General features: G+C 66.9%; 19 protein-coding genes. 16 read left to right on the top strand and 3 right to left on the bottom strand.

The genetic code is table 11. From position 1 onward, the window contains the following. Window positions 1–87 precede the first annotated feature (87 nt). From ABNQ40_RS11440 to ABNQ40_RS11415, 6 genes are all read left to right on the top strand, one after another. On the top strand, window positions 88–1,101 hold the full coding sequence (locus tag ABNQ40_RS11440) for a GlxA family transcriptional regulator (protein ID WP_391346571.1): 1,014 nt from the start codon (window positions 88–90) through the stop codon (window positions 1,099–1,101). 191 nt (window positions 1,102–1,292) lie between these two features. Further along, complete coding sequence (locus tag ABNQ40_RS11435; RefSeq protein ID WP_391346570.1) at window positions 1,293–1,823, top strand: YbaK/EbsC family protein; 531 nt, start codon at window positions 1,293–1,295, stop codon at window positions 1,821–1,823. 41 nt (window positions 1,824–1,864) lie between these two features. After that, the gene (gene purU, locus ABNQ40_RS11430) at window positions 1,865–2,728 is read left to right on the top strand and encodes a formyltetrahydrofolate deformylase (protein WP_391346567.1); all 864 of its coding nucleotides are present in this window, start codon (window positions 1,865–1,867) and stop codon (window positions 2,726–2,728) included. A gap of 19 nt (window positions 2,729–2,747) precedes the next feature. Beyond that, the gene (locus ABNQ40_RS11425) at window positions 2,748–2,924 is read left to right on the top strand and encodes a hypothetical protein (RefSeq protein ID WP_199235218.1); all 177 of its coding nucleotides are present in this window, start codon (window positions 2,748–2,750) and stop codon (window positions 2,922–2,924) included. Between the two features lie 76 nt (window positions 2,925–3,000). After that, window positions 3,001–4,275: an MFS transporter gene (locus tag ABNQ40_RS11420; RefSeq protein ID WP_391346564.1), complete on the top strand. Its 1,275-nt coding sequence runs from the start codon at window positions 3,001–3,003 to the stop codon at window positions 4,273–4,275. A 200-nt stretch (window positions 4,276–4,475) separates the two neighbouring features. Further along, the gene (locus tag ABNQ40_RS11415) at window positions 4,476–5,222 is read left to right on the top strand and encodes an ABC transporter substrate-binding protein (RefSeq protein WP_109047638.1); all 747 of its coding nucleotides are present in this window, start codon (window positions 4,476–4,478) and stop codon (window positions 5,220–5,222) included. Window positions 5,223–5,282: 60 nt separating this feature from the next. On the opposite strand, the gene fae is transcribed toward ABNQ40_RS11415, so the two are convergent. From fae to ABNQ40_RS11400, 3 genes are all read right to left on the bottom strand, one after another. Beyond that, on the bottom strand, window positions 5,283–5,816 hold the full coding sequence (gene fae / locus ABNQ40_RS11410; protein WP_109047637.1) for a formaldehyde-activating enzyme: 534 nt from the start codon (window positions 5,814–5,816) through the stop codon (window positions 5,283–5,285). 37 nt (window positions 5,817–5,853) lie between these two features. Further along, the gene (locus tag ABNQ40_RS11405) at window positions 5,854–7,569 is read right to left on the bottom strand and encodes a methyl-accepting chemotaxis protein (protein WP_247879515.1); all 1,716 of its coding nucleotides are present in this window, start codon (window positions 7,567–7,569) and stop codon (window positions 5,854–5,856) included. 136 nt (window positions 7,570–7,705) lie between these two features. Beyond that, entirely contained in the window at window positions 7,706–8,596 is an 891-nt protein-coding gene (locus tag ABNQ40_RS11400; RefSeq protein WP_098738481.1) for a glycine betaine ABC transporter substrate-binding protein, read from the bottom strand. Window positions 8,597–9,342: 746 nt separating this feature from the next. On the opposite strand from ABNQ40_RS11400, the gene ABNQ40_RS11395 reads away from it, so the two are divergent. The 10 genes from ABNQ40_RS11395 (at window position 9,343) to ABNQ40_RS11350 (ending at window position 22,271) form a co-directional block, all read left to right on the top strand. Further along, complete coding sequence (locus ABNQ40_RS11395) at window positions 9,343–10,623, top strand: SRPBCC family protein (RefSeq protein ID WP_109047635.1); 1,281 nt, start codon at window positions 9,343–9,345, stop codon at window positions 10,621–10,623. Between the two features lie 88 nt (window positions 10,624–10,711). After that, the gene (locus ABNQ40_RS11390; protein WP_109490673.1) at window positions 10,712–11,827 is read left to right on the top strand and encodes a hybrid-cluster NAD(P)-dependent oxidoreductase; all 1,116 of its coding nucleotides are present in this window, start codon (window positions 10,712–10,714) and stop codon (window positions 11,825–11,827) included. A gap of 65 nt (window positions 11,828–11,892) precedes the next feature. Further along, window positions 11,893–13,089 (top strand): GlxA family transcriptional regulator, encoded by a 1,197-nt coding sequence (locus ABNQ40_RS11385; RefSeq protein WP_247879513.1) that lies wholly within the window; start codon window positions 11,893–11,895, stop codon window positions 13,087–13,089. A 167-nt stretch (window positions 13,090–13,256) separates the two neighbouring features. After that, a complete protein-coding gene (locus ABNQ40_RS11380) occupies window positions 13,257–15,302 on the top strand; it encodes an NADH:flavin oxidoreductase (RefSeq protein WP_109047634.1) in 2,046 nt (681 codons plus the stop codon). 39 nt (window positions 15,303–15,341) lie between these two features. Then, complete coding sequence (locus ABNQ40_RS11375; RefSeq protein ID WP_109047633.1) at window positions 15,342–17,258, top strand: DUF3483 domain-containing protein; 1,917 nt, start codon at window positions 15,342–15,344, stop codon at window positions 17,256–17,258. Beyond that, window positions 17,255–18,499 (top strand): electron transfer flavoprotein subunit alpha/FixB family protein, encoded by a 1,245-nt coding sequence (locus ABNQ40_RS11370; protein ID WP_109047632.1) that lies wholly within the window; start codon window positions 17,255–17,257, stop codon window positions 18,497–18,499. Before ABNQ40_RS11375 ends, ABNQ40_RS11370 begins: the two co-directional genes overlap by 4 nt. Next, window positions 18,492–19,301 (top strand): electron transfer flavoprotein subunit beta, encoded by an 810-nt coding sequence (locus ABNQ40_RS11365; RefSeq protein ID WP_109047631.1) that lies wholly within the window; start codon window positions 18,492–18,494, stop codon window positions 19,299–19,301. Before ABNQ40_RS11370 ends, ABNQ40_RS11365 begins: the two co-directional genes overlap by 8 nt. A gap of 67 nt (window positions 19,302–19,368) precedes the next feature. Beyond that, window positions 19,369–20,652 carry a glycine betaine/L-proline ABC transporter ATP-binding protein ProV gene (gene proV / locus ABNQ40_RS11360; RefSeq protein WP_109047630.1) on the top strand — a complete coding sequence of 428 codons (1,284 nt, stop codon included), beginning with the start codon at window positions 19,369–19,371 and terminating at the stop codon, window positions 20,650–20,652. A 3-nt stretch (window positions 20,653–20,655) separates the two neighbouring features. After that, window positions 20,656–21,540: a proline/glycine betaine ABC transporter permease gene (locus ABNQ40_RS11355; protein WP_098738474.1), complete on the top strand. Its 885-nt coding sequence runs from the start codon at window positions 20,656–20,658 to the stop codon at window positions 21,538–21,540. A gap of 128 nt (window positions 21,541–21,668) precedes the next feature. After that, a complete protein-coding gene (locus ABNQ40_RS11350; RefSeq protein WP_247880155.1) occupies window positions 21,669–22,271 on the top strand; it encodes a GNAT family N-acetyltransferase in 603 nt (200 codons plus the stop codon). Window positions 22,272–22,273 lie beyond the last annotated feature (2 nt).

Raw genomic sequence — 22,273 nt, 5'->3', positions numbered from 1 at the left:
ACAGTATCGGGAGGCGACCCTTCGTTGGACAGAATGGATGCGTCAGTTTAATGTCACCTGTGCGACGGTGCATCCGCCGGAGGTCACATGACAATCATTGCCAGGGCAAACGCCATCAGGCCGGGCCGGTTCCCGGACCGTTCCGCGGCACCGCGCCTGTCCGTCGGTTTCATCCTCGCCCACCGCTTCACGCTGTGTGCCTTCGCCAATTTCGTCGATGTGCTGCGGCTGGCTGCCGACGAAGGCGACCGCAGCCGGCCGATCCTCTGCGAGTGGTCGGTGCTGTCCGACCAGATGCGGCCGGTGGCATCCAGTTGCGGCATGTTGATGCAGCCGACCGAGCGGCTGGGCGATCCGGCAAAGTTCGACTACATCGTCGTCATCGGCGGGCTGATCGACGAGATCTCCAACCTCAGCCCAGACTACATCCGCTATCTGCGGCAGGCGGCGGCGGCGAAGATCCCGCTGGTCGGCGTCTGCACCGGCGCCTTCATTTTGCAGCGGGCCGGGCTGATGGACGGCTACCGCTGCTGCATCAGCTGGTTCCACCACGCCGACTTCCTGGAGCAGTTCGACGGCATCACGCCGGTCTCCGACCAGATCTTCATCGTCGACCGCGACCGGCTGACCTGCTCGGGCGGGACGAGTTCGGCCCATCTCGCAGCCTATCTCGTGGAAAAGCATGTCGGGCGGGCCCAGGCGCGCAAAAGCCTGCACATCATGATCATCGACGACGCCCTGCGCGGAGAGAAGCCACAGCCGGGCATCCCCCTCGACTTCTCCACCAATGACGAGGTGGTGCGGAAGGCGCTTCTGCTGATGCAGCAGAACATCGACGTGCCGCTGTCGGTGGCGGAGATGGCCCGCCGGCTGGGGGCCGCCCGGCGTCAGATTGAGCGGCATTTCCAGAACGCGCTGGGCATGACGCCGACCGAGGCCTACCGGATCATGCGGCTGGAGCATGCCGAATTCCTGCTGCGCAACACCGAGCAGTCGGTGACGGAGGTCGCCGCCGCCGTCGGCTTCTGCGATTCCTCGCACTTCGTCCGCGCCTTCAAGGAACGGCGCGGCATGACGCCGTCCGTCTTCCGCAAGGGCTGAGACTCCGGCAGGGACTTTGCCACGGCCGCTCCGTTCAACGCCGGTGACGCACCCGTACAATCGGCGGGTGGATCCTTTAGCCATGCTGCGTCCAACGGAACGGTCGGGAGCGCAACCATCCACGGTGCCCTCGACCCGCACTGCGGCAATCCGCTTTCCGTGGCTTGCCGGGCTCAACAAGGATGGCGACCATGCTCGACGACAACGACACCATGCAGCTGCACTGGCGCGAGGCCGGCATTCCCGAAGAGCTGTGCCGGGAACTCGCCCTGGCATCGACGCCGATGCGCCTGCACGCCCATCCGCCGGTGCGGACCGTCGCCGATGCGGAGGAGCATTGGCGCAGCGTTCCTGGCGTGCACACCAAGAACCTGCTTCTGAAGGACGCCAAGGGCGTGCTGTGGCTGGTGGTGCTGCCGCACGACCAGTCGGTGAACATGAAGGAGCTGGCCCCGGTCATCGGCTCGGCCAAGCTGTCCTTCGCCTCGCCGGTTACGCTGGAGCAGGTCCTGTCCATCGAGCCGGGCGGCGTCAGCCCGCTGGCATTGGTGGCGGACAAGGAGCGCCGCGTCCGTCTGGTGCTGGAACGCCGCGTCCTGACCGGCGACACCGTCAATTTCCACCCGATGACCAATCGCACGACGCTGTCGATGCATCCCGACGACCTGTCGGCCTTCCTGGGCCGGCTCGGCTATGAGCCGATCATCGTCGACATCGCCTGACCATACCTCCCCCGGCCAAATCCTTAGGCGCGAGATCCGCGATGCGTCCCAATCACAACCTCTTCTACATGACTGTCAGTTGCCTGAGCCGGCCGGGGATCATCTCCGCCATCTCCACCTATCTGTACGACCGCGACTGCGACATCATCGAAAGCGCGCAGTTCGTCGATCACGACGGCGAGCATTTCTTCCTGCGGATGGCCTTCGACGCTCCGGAATCGATCCGCAGCGAAGCCGCCCTCATCGACGATCTGCAACCCATCGTCGGGCGCTTCGGGATGACCCTGACGCTGCGGGATGCACGGCGGCGGCCGAAGATCCTGATCATGGTGTCGAAGTTCGGCCATTGCCTGAACGACCTTCTGTACCGCCACAGCATCGGGGCGCTGCCCATCGACATCGTCGGCGTCGTCTCCAACCACGACGCCTTCCGGTCCCAGGTCGAATCCCACGGCATCCCCTATCACCATCTCCCGGTTTCGTCCGGCACCAAGCGGGAGCAGGAACTCCGCCTGATGGAGATCGTGGAGACGAACGACGTCGAACTCGTCGTGCTCGCCCGCTACATGCAGGTTCTGTCTCAGGACCTCTGCACGCGGATGGCCGGGCGGGTCATCAACATCCACCACAGCTTCCTGCCCAGCTTCAAGGGGGCCAAGCCCTACCATCAGGCCTACAAGCGCGGCGTGAAGCTGATCGGCGCCACCGCCCACTACGTCACCGACGACCTCGACGAAGGACCGATCATCGAGCAGGAGGTGGCGCGCGTCGATCACTCGATGTCGCCCGACGATCTGGTCGCCATCGGCCGTGACGTCGAAAGCGTCGTCCTGGCCCGGGCCATCCGTCTGCACATCGAAGCGCGCGTCATGCTCCACGACCATCGGGCAATCGTCCTGCGGTAACAAAAGGAGTCCACCGATCTTGCAACTCATCGACGAAAACGCCACCCAGGCGATCCGCCGCGCTTTCGCATCGGGCGGCCTCGCCGCCGCGGTGCAGGAGTTGCGCCGGCATGTCGTGATCGAGGATGAACGCATGGCGCTCGCCGCCGTCGAGGCCTTTCTTGCCAGTGTCCACAACGGCGACACCCGGTTATAAGGTCGCTGTTCCCGCCTTGTCGGAACTGTCGGCCCAGACAAGGCGGGCGTTTCTCCCCCCTCCGGCGGATCAAGCGATGCCCCTCATCCAACCGATCGTCCCGCTGCTTCTCGCGGTGTTCCTGATGATGGGAGGTACGGGAGCGCTGACGACCATCGTCAGCGTTCGGCTGGATGCCGCCGGCGCCCCGCCCATCCTGCTCGGCGCCCTGACCGCCGCCTATTACCTGGGGGTGACGGTCGGATCGACACAGGCGTTCCGGCTGGTCGGGCAGGTCGGACATATCCGCGCCTTCAGCGCCTCCGCGACGGTTCTGGTGGCGGCGACGCTCGGGCACACGCTGGGGTCCGACCCCGCGGCCTGGATCGCCCTTCGCCTCGTGGAAGGCTGCTGCATGGCGGGCCTGTTCGTCTGCATCGAAAGCTGGCTGAACCAGAGCGCCACCTCGGCCACGCGCGGACAGATCCTGGCCCTCTACATGATCGCGCTCTATGGTGCGCAAGGGGTAGGCCAGTATCTGATGGTCATCGACGATCCGCACGGCTTCAAGCAGTTCGTCATCGTGTCGATCCTGGTCTCGCTCGCCCTTGTCCCGGTCGCGCTGAGCCGTACGGCCCCGCCCCTGTTGCAGAAGCTGGAGTCCGTCAGGATCGGCCATCTCTACCGCGCCAGTCCGCTGGGATTTGCCGGCACGGTGATCAGCGGGCTGGTCGTCGGCGCCTTCTATGGGCTGGGTCCGGTCTATGTCCGGCATCTCGGCTACGATCTGGGCCAATCCGCGACCTTCGTCAGCGCCGCCATCATCGGCGGCATGCTCCTTCAATGGCCCTTCGGCAAGCTTTCAGACCTTATCGACCGGCGGCTGGTCCTGGTCGGCCTGTTCGCGGCCCTGGCCGTTATCAGCATCGGCATGACGATGCTGCCGGAGAGCGGGTTCGGCCCGCTGCTGGCCGGCATCTCCCTGTTCGGCGGGATCATCTTCGCGATCTATCCGATCTGCGTCTCGCACACCAACGACTTCCTGACGCCGGCCGAAATGGTACCGGCCAGCGGCGGCATGGTGCTGGGCTTCTCGATCGGCGCCATCGCCGGCCCTTTCCTCGCCTCGCTGGTGATGGCGGTTTTCGAGCAGGATGGGTTGTTCCTGTTCTCGGCATTGGTCGCCATCGTCGCGCTGGCGTTCGCGCTCTGGCGGATGACGGTCCGCCCCCCTGTGCCGTTGGACCAGCGCCTCCCCTTCCTTCCCCAGGCACCGATTCCGGGGCCCTTGGACGGCGTCACGCCGGGTGTGGAAAAATCCGGGAACGGCATCGGAGAGGAAGAGCCCGAAGCGGAACCGTCGAGGCTTTGAAGGCCCCCGGGGCGATGGGGGGCGGCACGACCGTCGATAAGATCCCTTCCCCAACCCGAAGCTGTCGATGTACCACTCGCCGGAGACGGAGATGCTGCTTCACCCATGAAGCGTGCATCCCCCAAAACTCCGGCATGTTGGCGAGATCGATGGTTCCTGTTTCCAGTATTCTTCATCCCGCGAAGCGGACGGCACCGATCATGAGGGTGCTGGGCACTGTCATGGGATGCATCGCGACGCTGCTGGTTGGCGCGCTGATTTTCAACGCGGCCCCGGCCCGTGCCGAGAACTGGCTCGTCGCTTCCGAGGATTTCTTCCCGCCCTATAATTTTACGTTGCGGGGCAAGCGGACGGGAATGGACACCGAGATCGTCGAAGCGATGCTGAAGGAAATCGGCGTGTATCCGGTTCACCGCCCGATGACCTGGCCGGAGGTGGTGCGCGCCCACGACGAGAACGAGGTGGACGTCGCTTTCCAGTTCTTCACCTCGCCCCGCCGTCTGGAGCGCGGCCATCTGATCGGACCTTACCGGGTCGGCGCGACCGTTCTGATGGTCCGCAGCAATTCGGACATCGATTACAGGGGTATCGAGGATCTGCGGGGGCTGCGGGTCGGCGTCGTCGAAGGCTTCGAATATACGCCCGAGTTCGACAAGTCGCAGCTCTTCGAGAGGGTCCCCAGCAGCAGCAGCGTTGTCTCGTTCCGACGCCTGCTTCTCGGCCGTGTCGATGCCATCGCCGGCGATTTGCAGGTGCTCAAATATCTGGCCGACAGCGAAGGCCGTACCGCATCGGTCAAAATCCTGCCCAAGCCCCTGGCGATGGTGCCGCGCTACATCTCGGTGCCGAAGGCTCGGGCGGATAAGGCCGAACGGCTGCGTACAGCCTATGAAAAACTCAAGAAGGACGGCACCATCGACGCCATCATCGGCAATTGGGACCGGTAGTCGACGACCCGAACCCGACCCCAAAGAGCCGGCGCATGGCTGCCGCCCTTGGGCTGAAGCTCACTCCTGCGCATCCAGCATGAAGTGGCGAACCTTGTGCCGGTTCTCGATCAGCTCGTCGATGGTGGGTTCGTTGCGCATCGCCCGGCCGATGGCGATCTTGGTCGCCTCGTAGTTGGTGCGATAGAGATCGGCGCGGTCGAGATTCGCATCGGTCGCGCAGCGGGGATCGATCCACACCATCACCAGAATGCACAGGTCGTTGATCCCGTCGCGCGGTAGAAGACCCTCGATGACGCAGTCCAGCACGGCGTCGGCGGTGGCGGCCTGGACGACGCCGCCGAACAGGTCGACATAGGCGCTGGACTTCATCGTCACCTTGGACACCATCATGGTGGCCGGACGAACCATCTGGTTGCAGTCCCGCACCGCGAACATGCGGGTGTGGCCGGCGGTCTGCCCCATCATGGTCGCGAACGCATGGCCGGCCGGACCGTCGACCGTGCCGATCACGATTTCCGGCATGGCGTCGGTGAACTGACCTTCCTTGGCGAAGACGGTAGCCTCGCCGACACGGAACAGCGGATTGCTCATGGGATTCTTGCTCTCTTGAGAAAGGGTGGTGGGCCGGTCATCCGGTGCGGATGCCGTCCAGCAACTGTTCGATGCTGCCGCGCAGCCGTACGGTCTGACCGGCGAGGTCGGCAGCGGCGGACAGGACGTGCCGTGTGGCGCTTTCGGTGTCGCGGGCGCCGCCGGTGACATGCCGGGCGTTGCGCGCGACCACGCCCGCCCCGGATGCCGCCTGGTCGATGCTGGCATGGATGGTGGCCGAGGCGGCGGCCTGCGCCTCCATCGACTTGGCGATGGCCAGCGAGATCGTGCTGATTTCCTCGATCACCGTGGTGATGCTCTGCAAGGCCTGGGCGGCGTTGCCGGTCGCGTCCTGCATCGCCTGGATGCGGATCGAGACATCCTGCGTCGCCTTGGCGGTCTGGCTGGCGAGCTGGCGCACCTCCTGCGCCACCACAGCGAAGCCCTTGCCTGCCTCGCCGGCACGGGCGGCTTCGATGGTCGCATTCAGCGCCAGGAGATTGGTCTGCCCGGTGATCTCGTCGATGATGCGCACGACGTTGCCGATGCCGTCGGCCGACTGCCGCAGGCTGTGCACCGACCGGTCGGCCTTGCGGGCCTCCTCGACCGCCGACAGGGCGATGCGGGTGGAATCGTCGATGCGGAGGCGGATTTCCCCCAGCGACCGAAAGGTCTCGTCGGCCAATGCGGCAACGGACTGGACGTTGCTTGCGATCTGCTCAGCCGCCACCACGGTCTCGCCCGCCTGCTCGTTGGTGCGGTCGATGATGCCGGTCAGCTGGCGCGCGGTGCCGTCGAGCGCTCCCGCCGACGAATCCACCGTATCCAGCCCCGCCATCGCCGTCCGTTCGAAATGGGAAATCAGTTCCTCCAGTTGAACGGAGCGCTGGCGCTCGCGCCGCCGTGCCGCGATATCCTGGAAGGCGGACCGAACATGGTCGTTCGCGGGAGACCCCAGGATTTCATCCAGGGTGCCGACCTGCGCGAAGCGGCCGTTCTCCATGAAGGCGATCCGGTCCGCGATCCGCATCGCCTCGTCCGGGTCCTGCGTGGTGAACAGCACGGCCGACCGATGCGCCCGCTGCCAGTCGAGGAGTTCCGCCTCAAGCTCCAGCCGCAGGACGGGATCGACCCCGACGAAGGGAGCATCCATCAGCAGCAGCGGCGGATCGCCGATCAGGGACCGCGCCAGCCCGATCCGCAGCCGCGCCTCGGACGGAATTTCAGGCGGACGCCGGTCGGCCAGAGGGGCCAGCCCCATGCGCGTCAGCACGGCCCGGGCGCGGTCCTGACGCTCACGCCGACGCAAGCCCGCGACCTCCAGCCCGAACGCCAGATTTTCCAGAACGGTGCGGTTGGGCATCAGCGCGACGGCGCCGAAGGTCATCGCCATGGTATCGCGGCGGGCGGCCACCAGTTCGGCCGGTTTCATCGCCGCCATGTCGCGCCCGTTCAGGCACACGATGCCTGAAGTCGGTTCGACCAGACGGTTCACCATGCGGATCAGTATGGACTTGCCCGAATTGGACCGCCCGAGAATCGCAAGAATTTCGCCGGCCGCAAGACCGAACGAAACATCGGCGACCGCCATCACCGTACCGGTTTCCCGCCGGATGTCGGCGTGGTCCTTTCCGGCATGCAGCATGGTCAAGGCGCGGGCGGCGTTGCCGCCATACAGCTTGCACAGTCCCGTAACCGACAACATCCCGATGCCGGCCGGCATGGTGCCTTGCAGGTGAGTTGGCGAGTTCATCGGCGCTCCCGATCATGAAAGGACTGAAAACGGGAATGGCTGGAGACGGCCGTCCGTCACGCGTTTGCGCGTTGAGAACGGACCGCCTCCATCGACAGTGCCGGGAATGGTGCGGGAAAGGGTGCCCGGCTGTGGATCAGAGCTTGCCGGTGACCCAGTAATCGATCCGGGCCTTGTTGTTCTTGATGTAATTGTCGACCGCCTTCTCATAGCTGGTCTGGCGGGCTTCCTGCATCATCGCCTCCAGATCGCCGATGGGCAGAACCATCCGGTTCAGGAACTCGTAGATTTCCGGGTGATCCTGGTAGAAGCCCTTCCGGACCACGGCGTTCACGCTCTCCAGCCCGCCGAGCGCGCCCTTCGGATCCTCCAGATAGCGCAGCTTCCAGTTGGCGAACATCCAGTGCGGGCTCCAGCTGGTCACGACGATCCACTCGTTGCGCTTCATGGCGCGCTCCAGAGCGGCGAGCATCGCGGCATCGCTGGCCGACACCAGCTGCATTCCCTTCAGATCGTAGGTCTTCAGCGCCTTTTCCGACGCCTGCATCAACCCCGATCCCGGATCGATGCCCTGGATCTTGCCGCCGAGCTGCTTCTGCACCTCCGGCTTCTTCAGATCCTCGATGGTCTTGACCTGATCGACGGGGATGTAGTCCGGCACCACCCAGCCCAGGCGGGCGCGGGTATAGAGCGGGCCGAGATCGACGATGTCCTTGCCGACCTTGTCGAGATAGGGCTTGTGCGTCAGGGGCTGCCACGACATCAGCATGGCGTCCAGCTTGCCGCTGGCGATGCCCTGATACTGGATGCCGATGTCGGCCATGGTCAGTTCGACCTTGTAACCGAATCGCTCCTCGATCACCGCTTTGGCGAGCTTCGTCACCGCCTCGGCGTCCGACCAGGCGGTCCAGCCGATGTTGATCGACTTCTCCGCGGCCTGCGCCGGGATGGCGGTCACAGCGGTCCCCAGACCGACCGTCATGGCCGCCGACAGCAGCATGCCCAAGGCTTTACCGAAGATTTTCATCAAGAAGCCTCCTCGTGTCGTTTGTTTTGTCGTTTGTTTGTTTGGGTTCTTCCGCTTGGATTGACCGATCCGCCGTGCCGGGCCTTCAACCGGACGCGTGCGCATGGCCCGGCAGGTCATCTCCGACCTACCGGTGACTGCGGCCGCATGACGGGTTGGCGTCCATGGAAACGGGTGGCCGACCGCCTTCCGGCATTGAACGGAAAGCTGTTTCCAACCGATGCGAACCTATCTGGCATCAGTGCTGATTGAGGAAGAATGCCGGGCTTGAAAGCAAAAAACCTTCATCACAGCGGCAGTTCGTATCGCATTTGCGACAACGCCGTACGACGTCTGCCCGCCCGGCGAATGCTGCCGGATTTGGCTGCGGATATTTTAAAATCTGCCATGGAGATAGGAAAACGCTCGGCAGTCCTGTGGCGATGAGACGTTACGGAGGATAGCCGGCACTTATCATCTCGCCGAACGCCGGCCTTACTCCCGGCCGGATCGAACGACCATCCGTCCCGAATATTCGCATCCTGTCGCAAACCGACCATTGCCTCATGCCCGGCCTGCGCAAAAAGACAGGATGTCCTGTCGGCCTTTTTAAAGTTGATGTCGCAATCCAGAACGCGACGCGCTGCGGCTGGCGGCAGGCTGTGTGTCGTGGAATCGAGAAAATCACAGCCCGGTCAAGGTTGAAGCGGCTCCACGAACGCATTGCCCAACTCCCGCTGGCCCACTCCCGCAGAAGGTCAACCGCCATGTCGTCCGAGATTTCCATAGAAGCCCTGCTGAAGCGCCGAAAGAAGGGTCACAGCCTGGAAGCCCCGTTCTACACCAGCGATGAGATCTTCAAGCTGGACATGGAGATCATCTTCGGCCGCCACTGGCTGCATGTGGGTGTGGAACCGGACGTGGCGGAGCCGGGCGACGTGATGGTGGTGGACATCGGCAAGACGTCCGTCATCGTCATGCGCGACGACGACATGGAACTGCGCGCCTATCACAATGTCTGCCGCCACCGCGGCGCGCGCATCGTCCTGAAGGAGAAGACCTCCGTCGGCAATCTGGTGTGCAGCTATCACCAGTGGACCTACGGCCAGGACGGCGAGCTTCTGTTCGCCGAGCATATGGGCAACGATTTCGACCGCAAGTGCCGGAACCTGAAAAAGGTCCACATCCGCTCGGTCGGCGGCCTGATCTTCATCTGCCTGGCGGAGGAGGCTCCGGACGACATCGACCGCATGGCAGCGGCCATCGAGCCCTATATCCTTCCGCACGATCTGAAGAACTGCAAGATCGCCAAGACCGTCGACCTGATCGAGAAAGGCAACTGGAAGCTCACGATGGAGAACAATCGTGAATGCTACCACTGCGTCGGCAATCATCCAGAACTGACCATCCCGCTGTTCGAATACGGCTTCGGCTTCGCGCCCGATGGCACCAACCCGAAGCGGATGGAACATGCCGCCAAATACGATGCCCTGGTGCAAAGCTGCCATACCGGCTGGGAGGCATCGGGCTTCCCCAGCCGCGAGATCGAGCATCTGACCGACACCACCGGCTTCCGCGCCGAGCGGCTGCCGCTGGACGGTGCCGGCGAGGCCCACACCAAGGACACGCGCAGCGCCTCCAAGAAGCTGCTGGGGTCGATCGCCGAGCGCAAGCTGGGTGCCTTGTCCTTCTGGACCCAGCCGAATTCCTGGAACCACTTCATGAGCGACCACATCGTGACCTTCTCGGTGTTCCCGCTCGGTCCCGACCGCAATCTTCTGCGCACCCGCTGGCTGGTCCACAAGGACGCGGTGGAAGGCGTCGATTACGACCTGAACCGCCTGACGGAGGTGTGGGAGGCGACCAACCAGCAGGACGCCGATCTGGTCGAGATCTCGCACAACGGCGCCATCAGCCCCGCCTACGAGCCGGGCCCCTACTCGCCCTACACCGAGCCGCTCGTCGAGAAGTTCACGGAGTGGTACGTCGGCCGCATGGCCGAGCATCTGCTGGGCAAGCAGGCCGCAGTGAGCGTCGCCGCCGAATGACGCGGCGCCAGGACATCCCGGCCGGCCAAACGCCGGGACCGCCCGCCGTTCGTGACCAAGGCTTCACGGCTCAGGAAGAGAGATGACGATGCAGCAGGATACGGGCCTGCCTCCGGTCCGGAACTGGGATCCCGAAATCGACGACACGCTGGTGTGCCGGGCGGTGCGGGACGAAACGCACGATGTGAAGACCTTCGTCTTCGCACCGCGGCAACCCTGCCTGTTCCGGTTCAGGCCGGGCCAGTTCATCACGCTGGAACTGCCCATCGGCGGCGAAACCATTCACCGCAGCTACACCGTCTCCTCTTCCGCCGCCCGGCCGCACCGGCTTTCGATCACCGTCAAGCGGGTGCCCGGCGGCCCGGTGTCGAACTGGCTGCACGACACCCTGAAGCCGGGCGACACCATCCGCGCGGTCGGCCCGCTCGGCGAATTCACCCCCGGCCAGTCCGAGACGCCGCGCAAGTTCCTGTTCCTGTCCGGCGGCAGCGGCGTCACGCCTCTGATGTCGATGACCCGGACCTTCGACGATCTCGGCGAGGATCACGACATCGTCTTCGTCCACGCCGCCCGCACCCCGGCCGACATCGTCTTCCGCCGTGAACTGGACGCGCTGACCGGCCCCGGCCGGCGCCTGCGCGTCGCCCATGTCTGCGAGGGCATCGGCACCGAGGCTCATTGGGCCGGCTTCACCGGCCGGCTCTCGCTGCCGATGCTGGGCCTGATCGCGCCGGACTTCATGGAACGGGAGGTCTATGTCTGCGGCCCCGGTCCCTTCATGAAGGCAGTGCGGACCTTCCTGGAGGAAGGCGGCTTCGACATGAGCCGCTACCATCAGGAGAGCTTCAATTTCGAAGAGCTCGTGGCCAACCTTGCCGCCGGGGGATCGCCCCAGGACGCACCGGTCCAAGAGGCACCGATTGAGGACGCGCTGCAATCGGCCGGCTTCCGCATCGAATTCGCCAAGACCGGCAAGGTCTTTACCTGCCTGCCGGACATGGCCGTGGCGGACGCGGCATCGGCGGCCGACATCCGGGTTCCGACATCCTGCTCGCGCGGGCTGTGCGGGACCTGTAAGACAAGGTTGATTTCCGGCACGGTGGAAATGAACCACACCGGCGGCATCCGCAAACGGGAAATCGACCAGGGGTTGATCCTGCTCTGCTGCAGCCGTCCCACCAGCGATCTGGTGGTGGAGCGTTAGACGCATCGCCAATGAATTGTCTTCCGGGGGCAGGCCGCTGACGCTAGCATTCCGAAGGATGGAAGATGGCCGTCAAACGGGGGCCGTCGGACTGGGAGGGTGTCCTGGTGGGGAAGACAGTGGAATATCGCCGGTTCGGCGGTAGCGGTCCCGCCCCCCGGCAGGAGGAACGCGCGCTTCTGTCGGTCGGGTTCATCCTGACCAACAATTTCACCCTGACGGCGCTGGCCCCCTTCATCGACGCCCTGCGGCTGGCCGCCGACGAGGGCGACCGGTCGCGGCAGATCCGCTGCCGCTGGACCATCATGGGGTCACGGGCCGAACCGGTGATGTCGAGCTGCGGCATCGGCGTCGCCCGCTGGGAACCGCTGACCGATCCCCGCCGCTTCGACTATGTGGTCGTGGTGGGCGGGTTGCTGCATGCCGGCCCGCAGCTGGACGACGAAACCCTCGCTTATCTACGCGCCGCCGCTTCCTATGGCGTGACCCTGGTCGGCGTCTGCACCGGCAGCTTCGTGCTGAGCCGCATCGGCCTGATGAAGAACCGGCGCTGCTGCGTCAGCTGGTACCATCACCGCGATTTCATCGAGGAATTTCCCGATCTGGTGCCGGTGGCCGACCAGCTTTATGTGGTGGACCGCGACCGCATCACCTGTTCGGGCGGCGCCGGGGTGGCCGATCTGGCCGCTTTCCTGATCGAACGCCATCTGGGCCGCGCCACCGCCCAGAAGACCATGCACATCCTGCTGATCGACAAGGCCCGTCCCGCCAGCCAGTCGCAGCCCCAGCCGCCGACGGTGGTGGAGATCACCAACGACCGGGTCCGCCGCGCCCTGCTGCTGATGGAGCAGCACATCAGCGATCCGCTGTCGGTGGAGGAGATCGTCCATCGGCTGAACGTCAGCACCCGGCAGTTCGAACGGCTGTTCCGGCTGGCGGTGGGCACCAGCCCGGCCACATACTACCGGTCCTTGCGCCTGCGCTATGGCCACTGGCTGCTGCGCAACACCAAGCGGTCTGTCACCGCCATCGCGAACGAGGCCGGCTTCGCCGACTGCGCCCACTTCTCCCGCCAGTTCCGGGAGCTGTTCGGCGTTTCGCCGTCGGAGGTGCGCCGCACCGCCGGACCGGATGCGGAGGCCGATCCGCATTTCTCCCCCCTCGCCGCCTTCCGGCGCACCAACGCCAACTCCCTTCTGCCCGACCGCCGCCTGTTCGAAGACCCGGAGCCAATCGTCCGGGACGCCGCGCAGGTGGACTGATTGGGCAGGTTCGCGCCGGTTTTCTATAAAATTCAAAAGCTTATTTCGCCGGCACCCTCTCGTTCCGCTCCTGTCGCAAAAAGGTAATTCCCGGTCGCGGGGGGCAACGCGACAATGCCGCCGATGGTGAATTCTTGGCAGGCTCAATACTGGGGATCGTTCCTGCCATGTCCTCACCCGCCGAAGCCCTTCTGAAGCCTCTGCAGATCAAGCATCTGACCATCCGTAACCGCGTGATGAGCACGAGCCATGCGCCGGGTTACGGGTCCGAAGGCAAGCCGAAGGAACGCTACCAGCTCTATCACGAGGAAAAGGCCAAGGGAGGCATCGGCCTGACGATGTTCGGCGGCTCGTCCTCCGTCGCGGTGGACAGCCCGGCGGCGCCGTGGAGTCAGATTTCCGTCGCCGACGACAGCGTCATCCCCTTCTTCCGCGAATTCTCCGACCGGGTGCACCGCTATGGCGCGGCGCTGATGATCCAGCTGACCCACATGGGCCGGCGTACCCGCTGGGATACCGAGAACTGGCTGCCCACCGTCTCCGCCTCGCCCAGCCGGGAACCAGCGAGCCGCAACACGCCGAAGGAGATGGAGGATTTCGATTTCAAGCGGATCATCGCCGGCTATGCCGCCGCCGCCCGCCGCTGCAAGGAAGGCGGATTGGACGGCTTCGAGCTGTCGGCCGCCCATGGTCATCTGATCGACCAGTTCTGGAGCCCCTCGGTCAACCGGCGCAGCGACAAATATGGCGGCAGCCTGGAAAACCGCATGCGCTTCGGCATCGAAGTGTTCGAGGCGATCCGCGCCGAGGTCGGCGACGATTACGTCATCGGCATGCGCATGTCCGGCGACGAGCTGATCGACGACGGCCTCAGCCATGAAGACTGCATCGCCATCGCCCGCACCTATGCCGAACGCGGGTTGATCGATTTCGTGAACGTGCTGGGCGGACAGGCGCGCGATCATCTGGCGCACGCCATCTCGCTGCCCAACATGTCCTTCCCGGTGGCTCCCTTCCTGCATCTGGCGAGCGGCATCAAGCGCGAGGCCGGCATCCCCGTCTTCCATGCCCAGCGCGTGACCGACCTCGCCACGGCCGCCCGCGCGGTCGAGGAAGGCCATGTCGATATGGTCGCCATGACCCGCGCCCACATCGCCGACCCGCATCTGGTGCGCAAGCTGATGGAAGGGCGGTTGGACGATGTCCGCCAGTGCGTCGGCGCCGGCTATTGCATCGACCGCATCTATGTCGGCGGCGACGCGCTGTGCATCCAGAACGCCGCGACCGGGCGCGAGCGGACCATGCCGCACGTGATCCCGAAGGCGGAGCGCAAGCGCCGCGTCGTGGTGGTCGGCGGCGGTCCCGGCGGGCTGGAAGCCGCCCGCGTCTGTGCCGAGCGCGGCCATTCCGTCGTTCTGCTCGAACGCAACGCCGCCCCCGGCGGCCAGATCGGCATCGCCGCCAAGGCGACCTGGCGCGAGGCGATGAGCGGCATCACCCGCTGGCTGTCCCAGCAGGTCACCAGGCTGGGCGTCGATGTCCGGCTGGGGGTGGAGGCCGACCGCGCCGCAGTCGAGGCCGAGAACCCCGACGTGGTGATCCTCGCCACCGGCGGCCGTCCCAACCGCGGCGACTTCAAGGGCGCCGATCTGGCGGTGTCGACCTGGGACATCCTCACAGGCGCGGTGGAGCCGACGGGGACCGTGCTGATGTATGACGGCACCGGCCAGCATCACGGCGCCTCCTGCGCGGAGTTCATGGCCAAGCGCGGCGCCCTGGTGGAGATCGCCACCCCCGACCGCATGGTCGCGGAGGAAGTCGGCACAACCAACCAGCCGATCCACCTGCGCGAGCTGTACAAGCTGAACGTGGTGATGACCACCAACCAACAGCTCGTGGAAATCTACCCGGAGGGCAACCGCCGCGTCGCCGTCCTGCGCAACGAATACACCCACGAGGAAGAGGAGCGGCTGGTCGACCAGATCGTGGTGGAGTTGGGCACCCTGCCCAACGACGGCCTCTATTTCGATCTGAAGGACCTGTCGCTGAACGGCGGCGAAACCGACCTCGACAGCCTGATCGCCGGCCGGCCGCAGCCGGTGCAGGCCAACGGGCATGGCGGCTACACGTTGCATCGCATCGGCGACGCGGTGGCCGGCCGCAACATCCACGCCGCCATCTACGACGCCGCGCGCCTCTGCAAGGACATCTGACACCCTCTAACCCCAGCCAAGCGACAGGAGCCGTCCGACGTGATCGCCACCGCTCTCACCACCGTCGTCCTTGCCGTCCTCGCCATCGGCGCGGCATTGGCCGCCTGGCAGTCGCGGCGCTGGCTGGCTGGCCGGCCGGCGACGGTCGGTGTGGTCGCCGGGCTGCGCGCCCTGCCCGGCCGCTATCTGGTCGATGTTCACCATGTGGTGGGGCGGACGCCTTTCAACGCCCGCTTCCACGCCCTGGTCGCCGGCGGCTTCCTCGCGGCGCTGGCGCTGCTGGTGGCGATGGGCGTCGCCTTCGGTGGAACGCGCATTCTCTGGCTGCTGCTGGCCGTGGTGCTGGCGGTCATGCTGGCGGGTGCCCTGATGGTCCGGCATCGCCGCCGGGTCTTGCGCCCGCGCGAGCTGTCGCAGGGGCGCTTCGCCCGCCTTCCGCTGTCGCTTCTGGGGTTTTCCGGCGGCCTGCTGTTGGTGGCCCTCGACCAGGCGCTGGGCGGTGTGATGCCGGAGGCGCTGGCGCTGCTGTTGATCGCGGTCGCCGGGGTGGCGCTGGCCGATCTGGTGTGGGGTGTGTGGAAGGGACCGCTGAAGCACGCGGTGCATGGAGCGCTGCATCTGGCCTTCCATCCACGTCCGGCCCGCTTCCATGATGGAAACGGGCGAGACACCGGGCTGAAGCCGCTGGCTCTGGCCCCCGCGGAGGAGGCTGAGCCGGTCGCCCTGGGTGTGGAGCGTCCCGTCGATTTTGCCTGGAACCGGCTGCTCGGTTTCGATGCGTGCGTCCAGTGCGGGCGCTGCGAGACGGCCTGCCCGGCCTATGCCGCCGGCCTGCCGCTGAACCCGAAGAAGCTGGTGCAGGATCTGGTCGCCGCCATGGACGGGCAGGCCAGCGATACCGCCTATGCCGGCAATCCCCACCCCGGCCGCGGCGTCGGCAAGGCCCATGGCGGGGCGGGGCTGCCGCTGATCGGGCTGGACGCGATGATCCACCCCGACACACTGTGGTCCTGCACCACCTGCCGCGCCTGCGTGCAGGAATGCCCGATGATGATCGAGCATGTCGACGCCGTCGTCGACCTCCGCCGCTTCCAGACGCTGGAGCTGGGCGCCACTCCGGCCAAGGCCGCCATCATGCTGGAGGAGTTGCGCGCCACCGACAATCCCGGCGGCCGCGCGCTCGCCCGGCGCTGGGACTGGGCGGCCGACCTTGCCCTGCCCCGGCTGGCGGCCGGCGGCTCCTGCGACACGCTGCTGTGGGTCGGCGACGGCGCCTTCGACCTGCGGGTCCAACGCTCGCTGCGGGCGCTCGTCCTGCTGCTGCGCCGCGCCGGGGTGGATTTCGCCGTGCTGGGCGAGGAGGAGCTGGATTGCGGCGACGTTGCCCGCCGACTGGGCGACGAGGCGACCTTCCAGTCGCTGGCGGCCCGAAACGTCGCGACGCTGAACGCTCGCCGCTTCTCCCGCATCGTCACCGCCGATCCCCATGCGCTGCACACGCTGCGCAACGAATATCCGGCGTTCGGCGGCAGCTGGACCGTCGTCCACCACACCTCCCTGCTGCTGGAGCTGATCGCCGCCGGCGCGCTGACGGTGACCAAGCCGGTCGGGCGTAGCGGCACCTTCCACGACCCCTGCTATCTCGGCCGCTACAACGGCGAGATCGAGGCGCCGCGCGCCCTGCTGGATGCTATCGGGGTCGAGCGCCGGGAAATGCTGCGCGCCGGCCTGCGGTCGAGTTGCTGCGGCGGTGGCGGCGGCGCCCCGCTGACCGACGTGTCGGGCGAGCGCCGCATCCCCGACGTCCGCATGGAGCACGCCCGCGAGACCGGCGCCTCGCTGGTTGCCGTCGCCTGCCCCAACTGTGCCCTGATGCTGGAAGGCGTCGTCGGCCCCCGGCCGGAGGTGGCGGAGATCGCCGAACTGGTGCTCGCCGCGACGGAGACCGCCCGATGACCCAACCCTCGCCGATCCGCCCCCACATCCGCCGCCGTGTCGATCCGCGTGCCGAGCGCACCGCCCGTACCATCCTGACCGGCCAGCGTCCGCGCCTGCTGCGTCAGCCGGTCGCCGCCGCTGTCAACGAACGCCGCCGCGACCCGCGCGCCCTTCGCGCTGCCGCATTGGTCCAGAGCCAGCCGCGCCCGCGCTATGACTGGACCCGCGACGCCTCCTCGGCCGGCACCACCGCAGTTGTCGGCGTCGCTGTCGCCGCCGTGCCCGCAATTCCGCTCCAGGTGATCGCGGAGCCGGCCTATCTGGTTCTCGCCATGCTCGACCGCCCCGGCGGCGAGGTCAGCGACCATGACCGGCAGGTGATCGCCGCCGCCCGTCTGCTGGCCGATGCGGGAGGCGGTGCAGTGGTGACCGTCTGCACCGGTTCGGGCGAGGCGCTGGCCGAGGCCGGGTCCGACCGCCATGTCGCCCTGCCCGACGGCTGGGCCGACGATTACGTGCCGGAACGGCGCGCCGCCGCCGCTTCCGCACTGATGACCACGCTGTCTCCCCGCCACGTCCTGTTCCCGGACAGCCCGGACGGCGCCGACGTGGCGCGGCGGCTCGCCGCGGCGGCGGGAGAGCGGCTGTTCACCGGCGTGCAAAGCCTCGGCCCCGACCGCGCGACCCGCCAGTCGGCCGGCGGGTCGCTGGAGACCGGGCACCGCCCCACCCGGCTGATGACGGTGGCCGCCGATGCCTTCGCCCCGCTCGACGGCGTGCGGCACGAGGCCCGGCCGCTCGACCTCGCCACGCCGGTGATCGCCGGGGAGGAGGTTCTGCCCCGGCTGGGCGGCGCCCGCCGGCTGGCCGTCGATCCCGACGCCCTGTCCCTGTCGGAGACCGACTTCATCCTCAGCGCCGGCAACGGCGTGACCGACTGGCGGAGCTTCGCCGATCTGGGCGAAGCACTCGGCGCCACCCGTGCCGGCAGCCGCGTGGTCTGCGATGCCGGCCATCTGCCCCGCGAACGGCAGGTCGGCGCCTCCGGCACGGTGGTCAGCGCGCGCTGCTACCTTGCCTTCGGCATCGCCGGCGCGCCGCAGCATCTTCAGGGCATCACCGGCGTCCGCCATGTGATCGCTGTCAACACCGACCTCCATGCCGAGATGATCAAGCGCGCCGACCTGTCCATCGTCGCCGATGCGCAGGCCGTCATGCCCGCCCTGATCCGGCTGATCCGGGAGCGCCGCCATGACTGAAGCCGCCACAACCGAGGTCGCGGTCCTGCTGTCCATCGGCCGCCATCCGGTCTCCGGCCGTGCCCGCCGCGCCGCCACCGACGCACAGGCGCTGGAAATGGCGCTGTCGCTGCGTCCGCAGCGGCTGACGGCGATCCATGCCGGGCCGGCCGCCGATGCCGAGGCTTTGCGCGACTATCTCGGCATGGGGCTGAAGCGGCTGACGCTGCTGGTCCTGCCGGAAGGGGCCGATCCGGTCGAGCCGCTGATCGCCCACCTGCGCCGTCTCGCCCCGTCGCTGGTCCTGACCGGGAGGCAGGCGGAGGATGGCGAGGGCAGCGGCATGCTGCCCTATCTGATCGCCCGCGGCCTCGAAGCCGCCGTCGTCGCCGATGTGGTGCGGATCGGCCCATCCGATGCGCCGGCCTCCTCGGCCAGCATGACCGACCTCGTCCAGGCGCTGCCGCGCGGACAGCGGCGGGCGCTGACCGTCACCGGCCGCCTCATAGCGACCGTCCATCCATCCGCCCCGCCCGCCCGCGCCTCGGCCTTCGGCCCGGCCCGGCGGGGCGTCATCGAGCCGGTGGCGGAGCCAGTGACGTTTGAGGCGACCGCCGATCTCTTCCTGTCGGAGTGCGAGCATCGGCCGTGGCGCCCGAAGCCCAAGCTGATGCGCGTGAAGCGCGGCGGCTCGGCCCTGGACCGGCTGAAGGCGGCGACCGAGAGCAAGAGCGGAAAAGGCCAACTGCTGGTCAACCCGACACCTGAAGCGGGGGCGCTGGCCATCTACGACAGCCTTGTCGAACAGGGAATGCTTCCATGAAAACCATGCAAAACGATCCTCCCAGTACCACAGGTCACGCTGTCGCCAACCCGGGGGAGGCACGCCGATGAACACGATGATGCGAAGCGCGGTCTCGGTCGGCGGCCCTGCCAGCCTGGGCTTTCCCCGCGGAGCGGCCAGGACGGGCATCGGCGAGGATGCGGCGGTCCGGCTGGAGGTGAGGAACGTCTACAAGGTCTTCTCGGCCGATCCGAAGCCCGCCCTGTCGATGCTGCGCCAGGGCGCCAGCAAGGCGGAGGTCCTGGAAAAGCTGAACGTCAATGTCGGTGTCCTCGACGCCAGCTTTCAGGTCCGCGCCGGCGAGATCTTCGTCATCATGGGGCTGTCGGGATCCGGCAAATCCACCATGATCCGCCTGCTGAACCGGCTGATCGAGCCCAGCAGCGGCGAAATCCTGCTGGACGGCAAGGATTTGGTCAGCATGTCGAAGGCCGAGCTGATCCAGGCCCGCCGCCGCAACATGGGCATGGTCTTTCAGTCCTTCGCCCTGATGCCCCATCTGACCGCGCTGGACAACGCCGCCTTTGGCCTGGAGATCTCGGGCGCCTCCAAGGCGGAGCGCCACAAGGCGGCCCAGCAGGCGCTGGAGCAGGTGGGCCTGGGCACCTACGCCCACCGCTATCCGCGCGAGATGTCGGGCGGCATGCAGCAGCGCGTCGGCCTCGCCCGCGCTCTGGCCAACGATCCGACCATCCTGCTGATGGACGAGGCCTTCTCCGCGCTGGACCCGCTGATCCGCACCGAAATGCAGGACGAGCTTCTGCGCCTGCAACGCGAACAGCAGCGCACCATCGTCTTCATCTCCCACGACCTCGACGAGGCGATGCGCATCGGCGACCGCATCGCCATCATGGAGGGCGGGCGCATCGTGCAGGTCGGCACGCCCTACGAGATCCTCAGCCGGCCGGCCGACGATTACGTCCGCTCCTTCTTCCGCAACGTCGATGCCTCGAAGGTGCTGCGGGCCGGTGACGTCGCGCGGTTCGAGGCGACCAACACGGTCATCCGCCTGCCCGGCGAACTGGCTCCCGCCTTGCAGCAGTTGCGCGAGAACGACCACAATTTCGGTTATGTCCGCACCCCGGAAGGCCACTTCGAAGGCATCGTCTCACGGGCGACGCTGGAGCGTGAGCTGAACGGTCCGCAGCCGCGCTTCGTCAATGCCTTCCTGCCCGGCGTCCGCACGGTCAACGCCGCAGCGCCGATCCATTCCCTGCTCGCCCTGGTCGCCGACAGCGAATGGCCGGTGCCGGTCGTCGACGACGACGACAACTTTCTCGGCGCCATCTCGCGCGCCCTCATGCTCCACACCTTGGTTCGGGGGGATTGACCGATGGACTTCGAAATCAGAATCGGCAAATGGGTCGAGGAACTGGTCACCTTCATGCTCGACCATTTCCAGCCGACCTTCGACGCGATCGCGACGGTGGTGAACGGCTTCGGCGCCGCCATCGACTTCGTGCTGGTGGGCGCGCCCGCCTGGCTGCTGATCGGGCTGATCGTCGCGACCTCCCTGTGGCGCGTCGGCACCGGCTTCGCCGTCTTTACGGTCGCCGCCCTGACGCTGATCGCCGGCATGGGGCTGTGGACGGAGACCGCCTCCACCCTGGGGCTGGTGCTGACCGCCACGCTGCTCAGCCTGCTGATCGGCGTGCCGCTGGGCGTCTGGATGGCCCGCAACCGCGTGGTCGAAAGCATCGTCCGCACCACGCTGGACTTCATGCAGACCATGCCGGCCTTCGTCTATCTGATCCCGGCGGTGATGTTCTTCGGTCTGGGCCGGGTGCCGGGCATCCTCGCCACCGTGATCTTCGCCATGCCGCCGGCCGTGCGCCTGACCTCGCTGGGCATCCAGCAGGTTCCGGCCGAGATCGTGGAGGCCGGCAAGGCCTTCGGCTGCCATGACCGACAGCTTCTGTTCAAGGTTCAGCTGCCGAACGCCCTGCCCTCGATCATGGCCGGGGTGAACCAGACCATGATGATGGCGCTGTCGATGATCGTCATCGCCTCGATGATCGGTGCCGGCGGCCTAGGCAATGTCGTGCTGCAGGGCATCCAGCGGCTGGACATCGCGCTCGGCTTCGAAAGCGGGCTCAGCGTCGTTCTGCTGGCGATCATCCTCGACCGCATCACCCAGAGCTTCGGCCAGACCGCCGCCGCTCCGCGCCCGGTACGCTTCGCCTTCCTGCGCCGGTTCCTGCCGGTGCCGGCACGGTGAGCCCGGGGGCTCTTCCGGAAGGGGGCTCCGCCGCCGCTCTTCCGGCGCGGCCCCTGCCTCCTCACGGGCTGCGGCCGCATGCCGATAAACAGGCGCGCGGCCCGGGGCCGGGGTTGGAGTTGGGCGACATGCAGGTGGAGCGGCTGGCCGGCGTTGCCCTTGCCGACCGGCTGGAGGAGCTGGCCGCTCTGCGGCTGGCGGTGCTCGGCGAGTTCCCCTATCTCTATCGCGGGTCGGCCGCGTACGAGGAACGGTATCTCTCCGATCTCGGCAGCCTGCCGGGCGGGCTCATCCTTGCCGCTTTCGACCGCAACCGCATGGTCGCGGCGGTCACCGGCGCGCCGCTCGACCAGGAAATCGACGCCTTGAGCGATCCCTTCACCCATGCCGGCCGCGACCCGAGCGCGATCTTCTATTTCGGTGAGGTGGTGGTCCTGCCCTCCCACCGCGGGCGGGGTGTCGGAACGGCCCTGCTCGAAATCGGCGAATCCCATATCCGCGACGATGGCCGTTTCGCATCCGCCGCCTTCGGCGAGATCGTGCGCTCCACCGACCATCCCCGCCGCCCGAAGAGCTACCGGACGCCCGATGCCGCATGGCGGCGGCTGGGCTACCGGCTGGAGCCGGACATCGGCGGCACCCTGTCCTGGTGCGACTCCTGCGACCGGGAAGAAACCGCCAAACCCCTTCGCTTCTGGGTCAAGTCCTTCACCCCCAGCGCCGGAGCATGACG

Origin of the sequence: Azospirillum sp. A23, from assembly GCF_042938965.1 — a bacterium.
Lineage (GTDB): Bacteria > Pseudomonadota > Alphaproteobacteria > Azospirillales > Azospirillaceae > Azospirillum > Azospirillum melinis.
This window is presented reverse-complemented; position numbering and strand designations above follow the sequence as displayed.

Coding starts and splice junctions, on each gene's coding strand:
- ABNQ40_RS11365 (WP_109047631.1), top strand. CDS start 18,492: ATGACTGAAGCCGCCACAACCGAGGTCGCGGTCCTGCTGTCCATCGGC.
- ABNQ40_RS11350 (WP_247880155.1), top strand. CDS start 21,669: ATGCAGGTGGAGCGGCTGGCCGGCGTTGCCCTTGCCGACCGGCTGGAG.
- ABNQ40_RS11435 (WP_391346570.1), top strand. CDS start 1,293: ATGCTCGACGACAACGACACCATGCAGCTGCACTGGCGCGAGGCCGGC.
- fae (WP_109047637.1), bottom strand. CDS start 5,816: ATGAGCAATCCGCTGTTCCGTGTCGGCGAGGCTACCGTCTTCGCCAAG.
- ABNQ40_RS11370 (WP_109047632.1), top strand. CDS start 17,255: ATGACCCAACCCTCGCCGATCCGCCCCCACATCCGCCGCCGTGTCGAT.
- ABNQ40_RS11400 (WP_098738481.1), bottom strand. CDS start 8,596: ATGAAAATCTTCGGTAAAGCCTTGGGCATGCTGCTGTCGGCGGCCATG.
- ABNQ40_RS11405 (WP_247879515.1), bottom strand. CDS start 7,569: ATGAACTCGCCAACTCACCTGCAAGGCACCATGCCGGCCGGCATCGGG.
- ABNQ40_RS11440 (WP_391346571.1), top strand. CDS start 88: ATGACAATCATTGCCAGGGCAAACGCCATCAGGCCGGGCCGGTTCCCG.
- ABNQ40_RS11355 (WP_098738474.1), top strand. CDS start 20,656: ATGGACTTCGAAATCAGAATCGGCAAATGGGTCGAGGAACTGGTCACC.
- ABNQ40_RS11415 (WP_109047638.1), top strand. CDS start 4,476: ATGAGGGTGCTGGGCACTGTCATGGGATGCATCGCGACGCTGCTGGTT.
- ABNQ40_RS11385 (WP_247879513.1), top strand. CDS start 11,893: ATGGCCGTCAAACGGGGGCCGTCGGACTGGGAGGGTGTCCTGGTGGGG.
- proV (WP_109047630.1), top strand. CDS start 19,369: ATGAACACGATGATGCGAAGCGCGGTCTCGGTCGGCGGCCCTGCCAGC.
- ABNQ40_RS11380 (WP_109047634.1), top strand. CDS start 13,257: ATGTCCTCACCCGCCGAAGCCCTTCTGAAGCCTCTGCAGATCAAGCAT.
- ABNQ40_RS11420 (WP_391346564.1), top strand. CDS start 3,001: ATGCCCCTCATCCAACCGATCGTCCCGCTGCTTCTCGCGGTGTTCCTG.
- ABNQ40_RS11395 (WP_109047635.1), top strand. CDS start 9,343: ATGTCGTCCGAGATTTCCATAGAAGCCCTGCTGAAGCGCCGAAAGAAG.
- purU (WP_391346567.1), top strand. CDS start 1,865: ATGCGTCCCAATCACAACCTCTTCTACATGACTGTCAGTTGCCTGAGC.
- ABNQ40_RS11390 (WP_109490673.1), top strand. CDS start 10,712: ATGCAGCAGGATACGGGCCTGCCTCCGGTCCGGAACTGGGATCCCGAA.